Genomic DNA, 16,465 nt, shown 5'->3' on the forward strand with positions numbered 1-16,465 from the left:
GCCCGCTGCGGGGCGTCCTCGTCAGGCGCCGGCCTCACGGCCGGCGGCTGCGGTCACTTCTTGGCGGTGACGCCGACCACCTTGCCGACGGTGGCGTTGAAGTCGCTCACACACTCGGCCGAACAGCGCGCGGCCCACTTGTTGATCACGTCGCCGCGGATCCTGGCGAGCAGTTCGCGGTCGGCGGCGGTGGGCTGCACCAGCACCATCTTGCCCTTGACCGGCTGCGCGCAGCTCGCGGCGCCGCTGTTGCAGGCATAGCCTTCTTCGGTCTGGCGCTCGGCGGCGTTCCAGATGTCGTTCACCAGGCCCTTCACGCTGGTCTGCAGGAAGTCGCGCACCTTCGGGTCGAGCTTGTCCCAGGCCTTCTGGTTCACCGCGTGGATCTGCTGGTTCCAGTTGATCGGCAGCGCGTAGAGGTGGGTGGACACTTCGTACCACTTGGCCGAATAGCCCGACAGCGAACCGGTGATGGCGCAATCGACCACCTTGTTCTGCAGCGCCGGCACCACTTCGCCGAAGGCCATGGTCACGCTGGAGCCGCCCATCGCCTCGACGAACTCGGCCTGCGAACGGCCGCTGGTGCGCACCTTCTTGCCCTTGAGGTCGGCCAGGCTGCGGATCTCGGCGTTGCAGAACAGCACCTGCGCGGGGTAGGGCGAGATGCCCAGCACCTTCACCTTGGCGCCGTCGCCGTAGATCTTGGCGTAGATCGGCTCGAAGGCGTCGGTGACCTGGCGCGCCGTCTTCACGTCCGGCGCGAGGCCGGCGAGGTCGATCGCTTCGTTGATCGGGTTGTCGCTGGCGAAGTAGGACAGCGTCGCGGTGCCGAACTCGACCACGCCCTGCGACATCAGCCGCATCAGCTCCGGCCCCTTCAGGCCCATTTCGTTGAAACCCTTGATCTCGGCGGTGACCTGGCCCTTGGAAAGTTCGGGGATGGTCTTGGTCCAGAAGGGCTTCTCGTAGTCGTTGTAGGCCGTCAGGTTGGACAGGCCGCCGACGATGCGCAGCTGGGTCTTGGGCAGTTCCTGGGCAAACGCGGAACCGGCGATCAGGGTGCCGACGAGCGCGGCGACGATGGTCTTCATGAGGCACTTCTCCGGGATTGGGGGCGGGATTCATGTCGATACACCGGGCCCGCGCATCCCCGGCGTACGTTCGCGGCACTCCGGCACAGCCGGACTTCCTGGGACATCGTTCGGCGACGGGCTACCTCCTCGCCGCCCCTGCCGGTGCTAGAACACCGCCAGCGTGCTGTTCTTGAGGTCGGTCACCAGCATGTGGCCGGGCGCATGGGTGATGCAGAACTCGGGCCGCACCGCCGCCACCACCGATTGCGGGGTCACGCCGCAGGCCCAGAACACCGGCAGTTCGCCGGGGCGGATGTCGACGGCGTCGCCGTAGTCGGGGCGATCGACGTCGGCAATGCCGATTTCGGCCGGGTCGCCCAGGTGCACCGGTGCGCCATGCACCGACGGAAAACGGGAAGTGATCTGCACCGCGCGGATCGCGTCGGCGGCCTTCATCGGCCGCATCGACACCACCATCGGCCCCGAGAACACGCCGGCCGGGGTGGTCGGGATGCTGGTGCGGTACATCGGCACGTTGCAGCCGGCGGCGATGTGGCGCACCTCGATGCCGTCGGCGATCAGCGCTTCCTCGAAGGAGAAGGAGCAGCCGATGGCGAAACTCACCAGGTCGTCGCGCCAGACGTGGCGCACGTCGGTGCACTCTTCCACCATCACGCCGTCGCGCCACACGCGGTAGCGCGGCACGTCGCTGCGGATGTCGAGATCGGCGCCGAGTCCGGGCAGCCGCGGATCGCCCGGCTCCGACACGCCGACCAGCGGACACGAACGCGGGTTGCGCAGGCAGAAGCGCAGGAAATCGTCGGCCAGCGCCTTGGGCAGGATGGCGAGGTTGGCCTGGACGTAGCCTGGCACCAGACTGGCGGTGGGACCGGTCAGCTCACCGCGACGGGCGCGCAGACGCACCTCCAGGCTTTCCGGGGCGAAGGCGGGGGAAGACGTGGCGACAGCAGGCATCGGTGCTCCGAAATGGGTTGTTGCAAAACCATTTCAGCCCAGAAGCTCCGACCTGTCTAATCGTATGTTCGGATAAAAGCTTATAAGTAAAAGCGATCAGTGCCGCCTTCGCCGCCCTCCTCGCTGGCCGCCACCTGCACTGCAAGACGGGCAATCGCAGCGGCTACGTGACTGTCGGTGCCGCGCAGCCAGGTGGCCGTGAATGCCAGGTCGGGCAAGGGTTCGGCAGCTACCTCGAGCAACCGCAAGCGGCCTTCGGCCAGTTCCTTGCCGAGGAAAACCGGCGCGATCACGCTGGTGCCGATGCCGTCGCGCACCATCCGCACCGCCATCGCCAGCGAGGCCGAGCCGTACATCCTCGGCGCACGCACGCCGGCGCGCATCAGCATCTCGCGCACAATCTGGTAAGGCTTGCTGCTGGACGGATAGGTGATGACGGGCAGCTTCGCCAGCTTGACCAGCGGCAGCGGCTCCACCCCGAGATCGAGCTGCGGGCTGGCCACCCAGGCCAGCGGATAGCGGCACAGCGGCAGGTTCTCGACATCGGGCTCGGACAGCGGCCCCATCAGGAAGGCGAGGTCGATCTGGCGCGCCAGCAGGTGGGCGCGCAACACCGGCGTGGTATCCACCTCGATCTCCAGCACCAGGTCGGGGAAGGTGGTGTGCACCCGCTCGAGCAGCGCCGGCAGCCAGGTCTGGACGATGGTCTCGGCCACGCCGATGCACAGTCGGCCGCTCACCGCGTTCTGCGCGCGCGCCACCAGCAGCATGTCGTGGCGCATCTCCAGCATGCGTTCGGCATGCGCCAGCAGGGCCTGGCCCTTGGCGGTCAGGCGCACGCCACGGGTATCGCGGTCGAACAGCCTGACACCGAGGCCATCCTCCAGCTGCGCGATGCGCTGCGAAATGGCCGGCTGGCTGGTATGGAGCTTTTCGGCGGCGGCGCGGAAGCCGCCCAGGGTGGCGACCCAGTAGAAAGTCTCGATGCCACGCAGTTCTATCATGGGGACGGGGGAGCGTTTCAATTCGTTCAGCTTATCAGCTGGAACGAAGGCCAAGAGACTCAAGTTCCTCCCCCTTGAAGGGAGGGGGCAAGGCCCCGCGGGCAATTTTCAGCCCACCATCTCCGGCAGGTCCACCAGATCCCACCCCTTCGCCTTCAGCGTCTCGGCCAGCTGGCGCGCACTCTCCACCGCGCCCAGCGTGTCCCCATGCACGCAGATGCTGTGCATGGCCGTTTTCATGAGCTTGCCGCTCTGCGCCACGATGCCGCCCGCCTCCAGCATGCGCAGCACATGGGCGACGAGCTCGTCGTGGTCGTGGATCACCGCACCGGGCTGATTGCGCGGCACCAGGGTGGCGGCGTCGGTGTAGGCGCGGTCGGCGAAGATCTCCGCCGCCACGCGCAGGCCGGCGCGTTCGCCGGCGGCGCAGAGCTCGGACAGCGCCGGCGCCAGCAGGATCAGCTCGCGGTCGAACGCGCGCACCGCGCGCGCCACCGTGTCGGCCAGCGCGGCATCCTCGCAGGCCTGGTTGTTGAGCGCACCGTGCGGCTTGACGTGGGTGAGCCGGCCGCCTTCGGCCGCCGCCATGCCGGCGAGCGCACCGACCTGGTAGATCACCGCGGCCTCCAGCTCGGCCGGCGCCATCTTCAGCGGCCGCCGGCCGAAACCCTGCAGGTCGGGATAGGCCGGATGCGCGCCGAGGCTGACCCCGGCGGCGAGCGCGGTGCGCACCGTGTTGCGCATCACCAGCGGGTCGCCGGCATGAAATCCGCAGGCGATGTTGGCCGAGCGCACCACCTGCAGCAGCGCCTCGTCCTCGCCCATCTTCCAGGCGCCGAAGGATTCGCCGAGGTCGGCATTGAGGTTGATCTTCATGGCTGGGATTCCGCAGGGTTCAGGAGGAGATGCCGGGAGAAGGGCCGCCGCTCGCGTCTTCGACACCAGGCAACGGCCGGTATTCGGCGGACAGCGCATGCACCACGCCGCTCACCAGGTTGCAGGCGTAGAGCGCGGCGAGGTCCACGCCCTCGCCGAGCAGCGGCCGCACGCTCGCCTGCAGCGCGCGCGTCTCGGCTTCGGCGGCACGGGCCAGGCGTTCGCCTTCGGCCGCGCCGACCACGGCGAAGCGCACCGCCTGCCCCGGCCGGCAGGCGGCCAGGCGGCCGAGGTCGGCGCTTATCACCGTGGCGACCTTGGGATAGCCACCGGCGGTCTGGGCATCGGCCAGCAGCACGATGGGCTGGCCGTTGCCCGGCACCTGGATGGCGCCCTGCACGGTGGCATCCGACACGATCTCGCGCGCCCCGGCGTGTTCCAGCGGCGGCCCTTCCAGACGCACGCCCATGCGGTCGGCCTCGGCGGTGACGCGGTACTCGGCCGCGACGAACAACGCCAGCGCGGCCTCGGTGAAATGGTCGGCCTGCGGCCCGGGCACGATGCGGATGGGGCCGGCATCGGCCGCCGGCGGCACCGGCAGCACGCGTTCCGGCGAGGCGCTCGCCGCAGCGGCCGGCAAGCGCATGCCGCCGGCCAGGGCGCGGCCGCTCAGGCTGCCGCCGAGGCCGCCCAGCCCGGCGCGGGCGTAAGTGGCAGCGCTGCCCAGCACCGCTGGCAGCGTCAGGCCCTCGACCGCGACCATCGCGATCCGGCCAGCACCGAGCTTGCGCAGCCGCAGCACGTCGCCATCGGCCAGCGTAACCGAACGCCACGCCGGCAGCGGACCGCGTTCGCCGCCGCGCTCGATCTCCAGCGTCGCGTCGCCCGCCACCGCGACGCGCACGGCGCCGCCGCGGGCGGCCAGCTGCAGCCCGCCGTCGAAGCATTCGATCACCGGTGCCGCATCGACGTTGCCCACCAGGCTGTTGGCGATGCGCATCAGGCGGCTGTCGAGTACACCCGCCCAGGGCACGCCGATGCGCCGGTAACCGCGCCGGCCGCCGTCCTGCACCGAGGCGTAGGCCCCGGCGGCCAGCACTTCCAGCTGCACGGTGTCGCTCATTGCCCGCCCTCCAGCCATTGCTGCGGATCGATCTCGCCCGCCTGCAGAGCGGCCGTCAGGCGCTGGAATTCCGCCATCGACACCGGTTCGAAGCACACCCGGTCGCCCGCCGCCAGCAGCGAGGGCGACGCACGCCCGGCGTCGAACAGCGGCACCGGGCAGCGCCCGAGCAGATGCCAGCCGCCCGGGCTTTCCCAGGGGTAGATCGCGGTCAGCCCGGTGGCGATGGCCACGCTGCCGGCCGGCACGCGGACGCGCGGCTCGGCCCGGCGCGGCAGCCGCAGGCGTTCGGGCAGGTCGCCCATGAAGGGGAAGCCGGGCAGGAAGCCGAGCATGTAGACCCGGTATTCGGTGCCGCTGTGCAGCGCCACCACCTCGTCCTCGCCCGCGCCGATGGCGCGCGCCGTGTCGGCAAGGTCGGGCGCGCACTCGCCTTCGTAGCACACCGGCAGGCGCCAGCGCCGGCCGGCCAGCGCCGCGCCGCCCTCGGCCGCGGCGAACAGCGGCTGCAGCGCGGCGATCAGCGCCTCGCGCCCGGTCAGCAGCGGATCGAAGAACACGGTGAGCGAACGGAAGGTGGGCATGGTTTCGATCACACCGGGCAGGCCGCCTTCGGCCTGCAAGCGGGCGATGGCGGCGTCGAGCGCATTCACCGCGGCCAGCAGTTGCGGATCGATGGCGTTGCCGAATTCGATGGTGAAGGCGGCATCGCCGGCATCGAGCAGGCGCAGGCTCATGGTCGGTACTCCAACGCTTACAGCACCGAGGTGGACGCGGCGCGCGCCGCCTGGTCGTAGCGGCCGGACAACGTGCGCAGCAGGCGCGCCAGCTCGCCGAGCTGGGCGTTGTCCTCGGCGCTGCCGGTGAAGCCCGGCATCAGGCAGGACTCGCGCACGTCGCGGTAGGCCAGGCAGATCTCGCGGCCGCGCTCGGTGACACCGAAAAAGGCTTCCTTGCCCTGTTTCTTGCTTTGCACCAGGCCGAGACCGGCGAGCTTGCGCAGCGAGTAGGACACCACGTGCGTATCTTCGACGTTGAGCACGAAGCAGATGTCGGCCAGGCGCTTGTCGCTGTCGCGATGGGCGACGTGGTGCAGCACCAGCACGTCGATGGCGGCCATGTCCTTGATGCCGGTCGCGTTCATGCAGCGCAGCATCCAGCGCGCGAAGGCGTGCCAGGCCACGATCATTCCGTATTCGAACTCCGACAGCTCGGGCGACTTCGGCGACACCAGATGCTGGGAGGAAACGATGCGGCCGCCGTCCGGGGCGGCGGGTGACGCCGGGTTTTTCGCCATGTTTTCCTCAGAACTTGTTTACGAATTCTTGACAATTTATAGACGAAATACCACTCTTTCAACAGCGATTTTGTTGCTGCCGTTCCGGCCTGCCGGATCCGCGGCAGGCAAGATCCACAGCAGCACACGGTTTTCAGCCTTCACTCCCCTGCACGGAGAACACCAGATGACCGCCTCCCACCGCATCCTCAAGGCACTTGCCGGCACCCTGGCCGCGCTCGGCATCACCGGCGCCGCCCAGGCCCAGACCACCTGGGACATGCCCACCCCGTACCCGATCAACAACTTCCACACCGAGAACGTCCAGCAGTTCGCCAACGACATCGCCCAGGCCAGCGGCGGCAAGCTCAAGATCACCGTCCATCCCAACGGCTCGCTGTACAAGGCCAACGAGATCAAGCGCGCGGTGCAGGGCGGCCAGGCCCAGATCGGCGAACTGCTGCTGTCCAGCCTCGCCAACGAAGACCAGCTCTACGCCCTCGATACCGTGCCCTTCCTCGCCACCAGCTACGCCGATTCGATGAAGCTGTGGCAGGCCTCGCGCGCCGCGGTCGAGGCGCGGCTGGCGAAGAACGGCCTCAAGCTGCTGTACTCGGTGGCCTGGCCGCCGCAGGGCATCTACTCCAAGACGGCGCTCACCTCGATGGCCGACCTCAAGGGCATCAAGATCCGCTCCTACAGCCCGACCGTGGCCCGCATGATCGAGCTGATGGGCGCGCAGCCGGTCACCGTGCAGGCGGCCGACCTCACCCAGGCGCTGTCGACCGGCGTGGTCTCGGCCAACCTGACCTCGTCGGCCACCGGCTACGACTCCAAGAGCTGGGAGCAGCTCGATTACTACTTCGACGTCCAGGCCTGGCTGCCGAAGAACATCGTGTTCGTGTCGAAGAAAGCCTTCGACGCGCTCGATCCGGCCACCCAGCAGGCGGTGATGAAGGCCGCCGCCGCCGCCGAGACGCGCGGCTGGAAGCTGTCGGAAGAGAAGACCGCCTGGTACGTCGCCCAGCTCAAGGCCAACGGCATGAAGGTGCTGCCGGCGTCGGACGCGCTGCGCGCCGACTTCGTCAAGATCGGCGACAGGATGACCACCGAATGGGCCGAGAAGGTCGGCGCCGACGGCCAGAAGATCCTCGACACCTACCGCAAGTCGAAATAATCCCAGCCCCATCGGGCCCGGCATGCCGGGCCCTTTTTCCGCCCGGAGCCCCCATGAGAGCGCTGCTCGATTCCCTCTACCGCCTGTCCGGCGCGCTCGCTGCGCTCGGCATGGTCGCCACCCTGCTGATGGTCTCGGCCGGCGTCGTCAGCCGGTCGCTCGGCCTCTACCTTGCCGGCAGCGACGACTACGCCGGCTACGCGATGGCCGCCTGCGGCTTTCTCGCGCTGGCCTACACCTTCAAGCACGGCGAGCACATCCGCGTCAGCCTGGTGCTGGAGCGGGTCGGCCCGCGCCTGCGCCGCGCGCTGGAATGGGGCTCGCTCGCCGCCGCCACCGCCGTTGCCGGCATGCTGGCCTGGTACGCGGTACGGCTGGCCTGGCAGTCCTACGAATTCGAGGAGGTGTCGCAGGGGGTGGATGCCACGCCGCTGTGGATCCCACAGCTGTCGATGGCGATCGGCACGGTAGTGCTGCTGATCGCCATCGTCGACGACCTGGTGCTGACCACGCTCGGCCGCGCGCCCAGGCGGCTGGCCGGTGCCGGCGCCGAAGCCGCACGCATGGAATGAGGAGCGGACCATGGAACTGACCATTGCAGCCCTCCTCATCGGCCTGATGCTGGTGCTGCTCGCCGGCGGCGTCTGGATAGGCCTGGCGCTGATGGCCATCGGCATCCTCGGCATGCTCGGCTTCACCCCGCGCGCGCCCGGCGACGGCATGGCGGTGGCGATCTGGGGCGCCGGCTCGAGCTGGACCCTGACCGCGCTGCCGCTCTTCCTGTGGATGGGCGAGATCCTGTTCCGCACCAAGCTGTCGGAAGACATGTTCAAAGGCCTGTCGCCCTGGCTGGAACGCCTGCCCGGCCGCCTGCTGCACACCAACATCATCGGCTGCACGCTGTTCGCCGCGGTGTCGGGCTCGTCGGCGGCGACCTGCGCCACCATCGGCAAGATCGCGCTGCCCGAACTCACCCGCCGCGGCTATCCGGAATCGATGGCGCTCGGCACGCTGGCCGGCGCCGGCACGCTCGGCCTCTTGATCCCGCCGTCCATCATCATGATCGTCTATGGCGTGGCGGCCGACGTCTCCATCGCCAAGCTCTTCATCGGCGGGGTGCTGCCGGGCATCATGCTGGCGGGGCTGTTCATGGGCTGGGTCATCGTCTGGTCGCTGCTGAACGCCGACAAGATCCCGCCGGCCGACCTGCGCACCAATTTCGCCGGCAAGATCCGCGCGTCGCGCAACCTGATCCCGGTGATCCTGCTGATCGCCGGCGTGCTCGGCTCCATCTACAGCGGCATCGCCACCGCCACCGAGGCGGCGGCCATCGGCGTGATCGGCAGCCTCGTCATCGCCGCCAGCCAGAAGTCGCTCAACCGCAAGAGCTTCGTCGCCGCGCTGATGGGCGCCACCCGGCTGTACTGCATGATCGCGCTCATCCTCGGCGGCTCGGCCTTCCTCACCCTGGCGATGGGCTACATCGGCCTGCCGCGCCACCTCGCCGAGTGGATAGGCTCGCTCGGGCTGAGCCCAGGCGTGCTGCTGGTGGCGCTGGCGGTGTTCTACGTGCTGCTCGGCTGCTTCCTCGACGGCATCTCCATCGTGGTGCTGACCATGGCGGTGCTGATGCCCACCATCCAGACCGCCGGCATCGATCCGCTGTGGTTCGGCATCTTCGTGGTGGTCGTGGTGGAAATGGCGCAGGTGACGCCGCCGGTGGGCTTCAACCTGTTCGTGCTGCAAGGCCTCACCGGGCGCCAGATCACCACCATCGCGCGCTACGCCATGCCCTACTTCCTGCTGATGGTGCTGGCCGTGGTGCTGCTGTACGCATTCCCCGGCCTGGTGACCTGGCTGCCGGGGCGGATGATAGGCTAAGGACGGGCGTGCCTCAGGCGCCTTCCAGCAGGAAGGGCAAGGCGGCTTCCAGCAAGGCCGCCGGTGCCTCTTCCGGGATGTAGTGGCCGCAGGGCAGCGGGCCGCCGCGGACGTCGTCCGCCACCCGCTGCCACTCCTCCAGCGGCCGGAAACAGCGCTGCACGATGCCCTTCTCGCCCCACAGCGCCAGCAGCGGCATCGTCAGCCGGCGGCCGGCGGCGCGGTCGGCACGGTCGTGTTCCAGGTCGATGCCGGCGGCGGCGCGGTAGTCCTCGCACAGGCTGTGCGCCGCGCCGGGCTGCGACAGGCAGCGCGCGTACTCGGCGAAGGCGGCCGGGTCGAAAGGCGTCAGCCCGGCATGGCGGCTGCCCATGACGTCGCCCAGGTAGGCGACGGGGTCGGCCTCGATCAGGCGCTCCGGCAGCGGCGCGCGCTGGATCAGGAAGAACCAGTGCCAGTAGGCGCGCGCGAAGGCTTCGGTGGTCTGCTCGTACATCGCCAGCGTCGGTGCGATGTCGAGCAGCACCAGCCGGCTCACCGCCTGCGGATGGTCGGCCGCCAGCCGGTGGGCGACACGCGCGCCGCGGTCGTGGGCCAGTACCTTGAAGCGCGCGTGGCCGAGCGCGCGCATCAGCGCCACCTGATCCGCCGCCATCGCGCGCTTGGCGTAGTTGCCATGGTCGGGCGCACCCGCCGGCTTGGCGGAATCGCCGTAGCCGCGCAGGTCGGACGCCACCACGCTGAAGTGCCGCGCCAGTTCCGGCACCACCTTGTGCCAGATCGCGTGGGTCTGCGGATGGCCATGCAGCAGCAACAGCGCCGGCCCGCTGCCGCCCGCCACGCAGGCGATATCCACACCCGGCGCGACCTCCACGCGATGGCTGGCGAAACCCGGAAACAGCGCGGCGTCGGCCGCGGCGGCGGCCTGGTTGGCAGGAAACATGGCGGACACCTCGCAGCGGACGAAAGGCAGCCAGTATGGCCGCGCCGGTCGCCGCCGGAAAGCGCGGCCGATCCGTTCAGGGATAGACGAACTGGCGCACCAGCGTGAGCTCGCCGGCCGCCCGCATCGGCACCTCGAATTCCTGGCGACGCTCGGACGGCGTGCCTTCGTTGGAGATCACCGCGATGCGGGCGGTGGTCAGCAGGTGTTCCTCGCCGCTGCCATAGTAGTTCACATAGACCTGGTAAGGACCCTTGGCCGGCGCCGGCGCGGCGAAGATCTCCGGGCCGTAACCGGTGGTGACGTCGACGTCGATGGCACCGCTCCTCACCACCCGGTTGCCGTACCAGGCGTGCTCGCCGTCGGGGGTGAGGATGTGCAGGTCGAGGTCGGTGCCGTCGGTATTCCAGCTCAGCACCACCCGCAGGCGCGACTGCGGCTGGCCGGCGGCGGTCTGGTAGAACTGCACGCGCTGTGCGCTGCGGCCCTCGCCGTCGCGGATCTCGACGCTGTTGGAACCGGTGGCGAAGCTGTAGGCGCGGCCGTAGCGGCCGGCCTCGTCGGTTTCCAGCGGCATCGCGTTGCCATTGACCACCAGTGTCGCCGGCCCCTTGCCGGCGCGCGCGATGCGGCCGCGGATCTGCGCCGCACCCGGCACATCGGCCACCAGCCCGGGGCGCGAGGCCGGGTAGTTCACCTCCTGGGTGTAGGGCGCGTCGGCATGGCCCGGACGCCAGCCGCCCACCGGCATCTCCGCTTCGGCCAGAGCGGCGCCGGGCAGCGCGGCGAGCAGCAGCGCGAAGCGGCGGAGATCAGAAGATGACGGATTTGACATGGGTGAGATCGCCGATCTTGCGCAGCGGCACGACGAAGCTCTCGCGCCGCTCCTGCGGGGTGTTTTCGTGGAAGACGAGGGTGATGCGGCAGGTGATGATCTTCTTCTGCCGGGTGCGCTCGTCGAAGTGGTAGCCGGCGTCGCCGAAGTTGCCCCAGTAATTGACGTAGAGCTGGTAGGGGCCGCGCAGCGGCGTGGTGATGGAGAACATCTCGGGCCCGGCGCCATCGACGCTGTCCACATCCATGCCGCCGCCGTTGGTGAGCACCGGATGCGCCCAGAAGGCATGCTGGCCGTCGGGCGTGAGTACGTGGAGGTCGACCTCGGCCTGGTCGTCGTCCCAGGCCAGGATGGCGCGCAGCTGGGCGCGCGGCCGCGCCGGGTTGGCCTCGAAGAATTGCAGGCGCTGCAGCGACTGGCCGTCGGCGCTGCGGATCTCGACGCTGTTGGAGCCGGGGCCGAAGGCGTAGGGGCGGGCGTAGCGGCCGTCGTCGCCGCTGTAGAGCGGCATCGGGTTGCCATTGACCACCAGCGTCGGCGGCGTGTGCGGCTTGCCGGCGGCGTCGCGCGCGCGGTGCTCGGCGGCCAGCCGGCCGCGGATCAGCGTGCGCCCGGCCTGGGCGCCGCGGTCTATCGGCGAATACGGGTAGGCCACCGCGCTGTCGGCGCTGTGATCGGTGAGGCCGCCGTAGTTCCAGCCACCGGCGGGCGCGTCCACCGTGGCCGGCTGCAGGGCCGCAGCCGGGCCGGCCAGGACAAGCGCACAAAGCACCGTCAGGCAGCGACAGGCACGCGCGCTCACCAGAGCATTGCTCCCACGACCGGCTTCTTGAATGGCATATTCCGTCATACGCGTATCGACTGAACAGGAATGCGATTGTCCGGCCGCCAGCGGCTGCCGACAAGCGTCGCGCTCATGGTCCCGTGCCTTCCGCCAGTCGGCGCGCCCAGCTTTCCACCAGCGCCTCGTCGCCGCTCGCCGGATGGTGGCGCAGGCCGAGGTGCAGGTATTCGTGGGCAAGCGTGATGCGGTCTTCCGGCGTGCGCAGCTCGCGCACGTGGATGCGGCCGCGGTCGAGTTCGGAGAAGGGCGTGCCCCAGGCCAGCCGGCACACCAGCGGCGCGGCCGGCGGCTCGAAGCCGGGCAGGGCGGCGAGCATCCGCCGCCAGCGCGGCGCCTGCGCCGCCAGCCAGCGCTCGGCCGGCACCAGCCGCTCGCACGGCAGGCCGGCCGGATCGCGCGCCGCCACCAGGTCGGCGGCGGGAAAGGCGTGGCGCAGAATCGCATCCCAGGGCTGACCGGCACGGCCCGCCGCCACTGCCTCGCGCCACACCAGCCGGTCCGGCCCCGGCGTATCCAGGTGGTAGCCCACCGGCGCGCCGCGCAGCACCAGCTCGGTGGTGAAGCCCGCCACCGCCAGCGCCGCGGCCGAGGGCGGATTGGGCGACACCCGCTGGCTGCGGCTGCTGTCGGCGATCGCCAGGCAGTTGCCGCGGCGCGCCGCCTCGTTGAAGAGATAGCTCCGCGCCACCACCGCCAGCGCGCGCGCCGCCTCGGTCTCGCCGGCGTCGGCCTCGCGGTCGAGCACGCGGGCGACGTAGTCGTCCACGCCGAAACGGCCCTGCAGCCGCGGCACGCCTTCCTCGACAAGCAGCCGCAACTCGCCGCTGCCACGAAAGGGCAGGCTCACGCCGTTGGCGAACACCGCCACGTGGCGCCCGCGCAGCAGCCCGGCGCGCGCCGGCCGGCCGTCCGGGCCATCGACCCGGACCAGCGGGTAACGGCTGAAGAAATCCACCTCGACGCAGCCCGGCGCCAGTCCGCCGCCGCCCTGCGGCAAGGCCGCCGCCAGCGTCGCGCCGTGGCGCGCCAGCACCTGCTGGCCGGTGCCAGCCGCGCCGAACCACAGCGGCGTGCCGTCCGCCAGCCAGCCGGCACCGCCGCCGTAGCGCTCGCGCGTGCCCGGCCGAAACCAGGAGTAGGTCTTGACCCGCAGCCGGCCGCCGAGCACGCGCACCGCCCCGGCATCGCCGCCCGGCCCGAAGGCGCGCGCCAGCAACACGCCGGCGGCCTGCTCGCGGGCGCGCGGCGGCACCGCTTCGAGCGCCGCAATCAGGCTGGCGGGACTGACCGCAGTTTCCGGCTGCATCGCCGCAAGCTCCGCCAGCCACGGCAGGCCGGGCGCGCGATCGGTCCAGAAGCTGCGCCAGTCGGCCGCGGCGATACCCAGCCGCGCCGGCGCGAAGAACAGCCCGCAGGACGACACCAGCGCCGCATCGCGGCCGATGCTGCCGCCCGCCTCGCAGCAGTAGCTTTCTTCCTCGCGCCGCCGGCGGCTGGCGGCGTCGTTGGCACGGCCGGCGCGGCACACGTAATCCGGCGCCGGTGCGCCGTGTTCCGTCAGCCAGGCGAACACGAAGAGCTTCCACAGGCTGCCGAGCGGCACTGCAGCCGGTGGCACGGCTTGCGGCATCGGCCCGCCGTCGGCATCGAAGGCGCGCTGGACCAGTGCGCCGCTGGCCGGATCGCGGTAGGCGAGATCGAGCGCGGCAGGCGCGGCCTGCGCACCGGCGCCGAGCAGTGCAAGTGCAAGTGCGAGTGCAAGTGCCGCGAGCAGGCGGCCAGGCCAGCGCGCGGTCAAGACCGATCCCCGCACGCGCCTGTCACGCCGGCGGCGCGCCGCGCCAGCAGCGGATGGTGCGCTGGAAGAAGAGGCTGTTGGGCACCTGCAGCACGGTGTCGCCCTGGCCGGCGGCGTGTTCCTGCAAGGTGGTGTAGATCAGGTTGATGTCGATCACCTGCCCCTTCAGCCCCGGTTTCTCGCCGTTCTCCAGCAGTTCGATGTGGTCGTAGAGCCGGAACGGCCGCGTGCTGAAGATGAGGAAGGTGCAGAAGATGTTGGACAGCACGCTCCAGGCGGCGAAGAAGGCCACCGCCCCGACCGCGGCGAAACCGGTAAAGGCGGTCCACAACACCGTGCCCGACACGCCGAAGCGGTCGAGAATGATCAGCAGGGCACCGGACCAGACGACGAAGCTCATGACCCGCCGCCCGCCTATCACCAGCTCCGGCGGCAGGCTGTAGTGCTCGCCGAGACGGCGCAGCAGGCGGCGCAACAGCATGCGCAGCAGCACCGCGCCGAGTACGATCGACGCGATCTGCAGGCCGAGAGTGATGACTTCGAGCCAGGGCAGCGCCCATTCGGGCAGAACTTGTTTCATGCGTATCGGCAGCTCGGTTGAAGGCCGCGGTTCGGGAACCCAGCGGCGGGCCATTTTAGCGCCGCGACAGGGACACCGGCGGCGAAAGCGGCCGGCGGTTCCCGGACCGGGCGACATGGCGCTTGCATCAAGGTAGCGAGCGGTGCGCTAATTCCGCCCGAACGTGCCATCCGCAGAGGATCCCGCATGCATCGCCGGCTCCGAACGCTCTGTCTCGCCGCCGTCAGCCTGGTGCTGAGTGGCTGTACGCTGCTGCGCCTGGGCGAGGAAGCGCGCGCCTTCTACACCTCCACCGTGCTCGTCGGCCGCATCGGCGCATCCGGCTGGGAAGGCCCGGTCGTGGTAGCCGCCTGGCGCGAAGCCGCGCCGGACCAGCCGGTGCACCGCACCCTGTTGCACGCTGCCGGAGGCTACGAACTCATCGTCCCGGCCGGCAGCTACCGGCTGTTCGCCTTCGGCGATGCCAACGGCAACGGCGCCTACGACCCCGGCGAGCCGGCCGGCGAGTATCCCGCCACCGAGGCGGTGACGGCCTCCGGCAGCGGGGTAGTGTCGCTGCTCGACTTCGCCATCGGCCCGGGAGCGCCGCTGCGCCCCGACACCGCGACTCGCGCCGCCGCCTGGCCGCCGTTCGAGCGCCGCCACAGCACCCGCGCCGGCGCCATCGCCAACCTCGACTCGCCGGCCTTTTCCGCCGCGCACGGCGAAACCGGCTACTGGGCGCCGATGGCCTATTTCCGCGAAACCGGCGGCAACATCTACTTCCTCGAACCCTACGATCCAGCGCGCGTCCCAGTGCTTTTCGTGCACGGTGCGGCCGGCTCGGCGCAGGACTGGCGCTACTTCGTCGAACATCTCGACCGCCGCCGCTATCAGCCTTGGCTGTTCCAGTACCCCTCCGGCGCCGCGGTCGATTCGATGGCCTACCTGCTCTACTGGAAGCTCTTCAACCTGCAGCTGGAGCACCGCTTCGACACCCTGCACATCGTCGCCCACAGCATGGGCGGGCTGGTGGCGCGCGGCTTTCTGGTCAATCATGGCAATCAGCTGCCCGCGCTGCGGCGCTTCATCTCGATCTCGACGCCTTGGGCGGGCGAGCCCACCGCCGAGCTGGGCGTGAAGCACTCGCCGGCGGTGGTGCCGTCATGGCACGACATGCAGCCGGACGGCCACTTCATGCAGGCGCTGTTCGCCCGCCCGCTGCCGGCGGGGATCGACTACTACCTGCTGTTCGGCCATCGCGGCGGCTACAGCCTGCTACGTCCCAATCACGACGGCACGGTGACGCTCGCCAGCCAGCTGCGCACCGCGGCGCAGGCGGAGGCGCGGATGATCTACGGCTTTGACGAGGACCACGTCGGCATCCTGTCGTCGCCGCAGGTCATGGCCCAGGTTCAGACCCTGCTCGACGGTGCCGGCAGCACGAGCGGCGACGCACAGAACGCCGGCCGCCTGCGCACCACCTTCGAGTTCGAAACGCCCGACGGCAGCGGCGGCACACCCATCCTGCTGTTCCGGCCGGCAGGGGGCGCTGCGGCACCGGCCACCTTCAGCATGCCGCTGTCGGCGGAGGACAACGGCCGCGAGATCGGCCCCATTCCCGCCGGCGACTACGAACTCAGCCTGATGATGCCCGCCTACCGCAGCGAGCCCGTCAGCCAGCACTTGCGGATCGCCGGCAATACCACCGCCGACGCGCGCTTCCGCCTGCTGCCGCGCGGCGAGCTGAGCGGCTACATCGGCACCGAGGCGGATTCGGTGGGCAGCCCCGCCGGCAGCTACCGCCGCCCGCACGACACGGTGCGCATTCGCGAGATCGGCCTGCGCGGCCCCGGCATACGGCGGACGCTGCAGCCGCTGGACACCGCGGCCGACGATGCGCTCGCACGCCACCTGCGGGGAGAAGACGGCGCCCATCAGGCGCACTTCGCCTTCTTCGACCTCGCCGAAGGCGACTATGAGCTGACCATCCAGGCGGAGGGCTACGAAGCCCACGTGTCGCAGCACGCGGTGGTGCCCGGCAGAAGCAACCCGATGACACCCATCGTGCTGCGGCCGTTGCCCTGAACCTGCCGGTGGG

The 16,465-nt window shown here is 70.2% G+C and carries 16 protein-coding genes; 4 read left to right on the forward strand and 12 right to left on the reverse strand.

The window, feature by feature from the left end; genetic code table 11:
- Positions 1 to 53 precede the first annotated feature (53 nt).
- From CJ010_RS00210 to CJ010_RS00240, 7 genes are all read right to left on the reverse strand, one after another.
- Complete coding sequence (locus tag CJ010_RS00210) at positions 54 to 1,091, reverse strand: TRAP transporter substrate-binding protein (RefSeq protein WP_141016162.1); 1,038 nt, start codon at positions 1,089 to 1,091, stop codon at positions 54 to 56.
- A 147-nt stretch (positions 1,092 to 1,238) separates the two neighbouring features.
- The gene (locus tag CJ010_RS00215; protein WP_141016163.1) at positions 1,239 to 2,048 is read right to left on the reverse strand and encodes a putative hydro-lyase; all 810 of its coding nucleotides are present in this window, start codon (positions 2,046 to 2,048) and stop codon (positions 1,239 to 1,241) included.
- Between the two features lie 80 nt (positions 2,049 to 2,128).
- Positions 2,129 to 3,073 (reverse strand): LysR family transcriptional regulator, encoded by a 945-nt coding sequence (locus CJ010_RS00220; RefSeq protein ID WP_205754858.1) that lies wholly within the window; start codon positions 3,071 to 3,073, stop codon positions 2,129 to 2,131.
- Positions 3,074 to 3,160: 87 nt separating this feature from the next.
- Complete coding sequence (locus CJ010_RS00225) at positions 3,161 to 3,928, reverse strand: LamB/YcsF family protein (RefSeq protein WP_141016164.1); 768 nt, start codon at positions 3,926 to 3,928, stop codon at positions 3,161 to 3,163.
- Positions 3,929 to 3,947: 19 nt separating this feature from the next.
- Entirely contained in the window at positions 3,948 to 5,051 is a 1,104-nt protein-coding gene (locus tag CJ010_RS00230; RefSeq protein ID WP_141016165.1) for a biotin-dependent carboxyltransferase family protein, read from the reverse strand.
- Positions 5,048 to 5,788 carry a 5-oxoprolinase subunit PxpB gene (gene pxpB, locus CJ010_RS00235; RefSeq protein WP_141016166.1) on the reverse strand — a complete coding sequence of 247 codons (741 nt, stop codon included), beginning with the start codon at positions 5,786 to 5,788 and terminating at the stop codon, positions 5,048 to 5,050. The genes CJ010_RS00230 and pxpB overlap by 4 nt, the downstream gene beginning before the upstream one ends.
- Before the next feature lie 17 nt (positions 5,789 to 5,805).
- Entirely contained in the window at positions 5,806 to 6,348 is a 543-nt protein-coding gene (locus tag CJ010_RS00240) for a winged helix DNA-binding protein (protein ID WP_141016167.1), read from the reverse strand.
- 166 nt (positions 6,349 to 6,514) lie between these two features.
- On the opposite strand from CJ010_RS00240, the gene CJ010_RS00245 reads away from it, so the two are divergent.
- Genes CJ010_RS00245 through CJ010_RS00255 form a run of 3 tightly spaced genes read left to right on the forward strand, consistent with a single transcriptional unit; the run spans position 6,515 to position 9,385 of the window.
- The gene (locus CJ010_RS00245) at positions 6,515 to 7,504 is read left to right on the forward strand and encodes a TRAP transporter substrate-binding protein (RefSeq protein ID WP_141016168.1); all 990 of its coding nucleotides are present in this window, start codon (positions 6,515 to 6,517) and stop codon (positions 7,502 to 7,504) included.
- A 53-nt stretch (positions 7,505 to 7,557) separates the two neighbouring features.
- Positions 7,558 to 8,076, forward strand: coding sequence for a TRAP transporter small permease (locus tag CJ010_RS00250; protein WP_141016169.1), 519 nt, complete (start codon positions 7,558 to 7,560; stop codon positions 8,074 to 8,076).
- 10 nt (positions 8,077 to 8,086) lie between these two features.
- Positions 8,087 to 9,385 carry a TRAP transporter large permease gene (locus CJ010_RS00255; RefSeq protein ID WP_141016170.1) on the forward strand — a complete coding sequence of 433 codons (1,299 nt, stop codon included), beginning with the start codon at positions 8,087 to 8,089 and terminating at the stop codon, positions 9,383 to 9,385.
- 13 nt (positions 9,386 to 9,398) lie between these two features.
- On the opposite strand, the gene CJ010_RS00260 is transcribed toward CJ010_RS00255, so the two are convergent.
- From CJ010_RS00260 to CJ010_RS00280, 5 genes are all read right to left on the reverse strand, one after another.
- Positions 9,399 to 10,328 (reverse strand): alpha/beta fold hydrolase, encoded by a 930-nt coding sequence (locus CJ010_RS00260; protein WP_141016171.1) that lies wholly within the window; start codon positions 10,326 to 10,328, stop codon positions 9,399 to 9,401.
- A gap of 76 nt (positions 10,329 to 10,404) precedes the next feature.
- Complete coding sequence (locus CJ010_RS00265; protein WP_141016172.1) at positions 10,405 to 11,163, reverse strand: YfaP family protein; 759 nt, start codon at positions 11,161 to 11,163, stop codon at positions 10,405 to 10,407.
- Entirely contained in the window at positions 11,141 to 11,965 is an 825-nt protein-coding gene (locus tag CJ010_RS00270) for a YfaP family protein (RefSeq protein ID WP_240794466.1), read from the reverse strand. The genes CJ010_RS00265 and CJ010_RS00270 overlap by 23 nt, the downstream gene beginning before the upstream one ends.
- 112 nt (positions 11,966 to 12,077) lie before the next feature.
- Complete coding sequence (locus CJ010_RS00275; protein WP_141016174.1) at positions 12,078 to 13,805, reverse strand: DUF2300 domain-containing protein; 1,728 nt, start codon at positions 13,803 to 13,805, stop codon at positions 12,078 to 12,080.
- Between the two features lie 22 nt (positions 13,806 to 13,827).
- Positions 13,828 to 14,385 carry a mechanosensitive ion channel family protein gene (locus CJ010_RS00280; RefSeq protein WP_141016175.1) on the reverse strand — a complete coding sequence of 186 codons (558 nt, stop codon included), beginning with the start codon at positions 14,383 to 14,385 and terminating at the stop codon, positions 13,828 to 13,830.
- A gap of 186 nt (positions 14,386 to 14,571) precedes the next feature.
- Here CJ010_RS00280 and CJ010_RS00285 point away from each other — a divergent pair, with 186 nt between their 5' ends.
- Positions 14,572 to 16,452, forward strand: coding sequence for an alpha/beta hydrolase (locus CJ010_RS00285; RefSeq protein ID WP_141016176.1), 1,881 nt, complete (start codon positions 14,572 to 14,574; stop codon positions 16,450 to 16,452).
- Positions 16,453 to 16,465 lie beyond the last annotated feature (13 nt).

Source organism: Azoarcus sp. DD4 (assembly GCF_006496635.1).
GTDB lineage: Bacteria > Pseudomonadota > Gammaproteobacteria > Burkholderiales > Rhodocyclaceae > Azoarcus.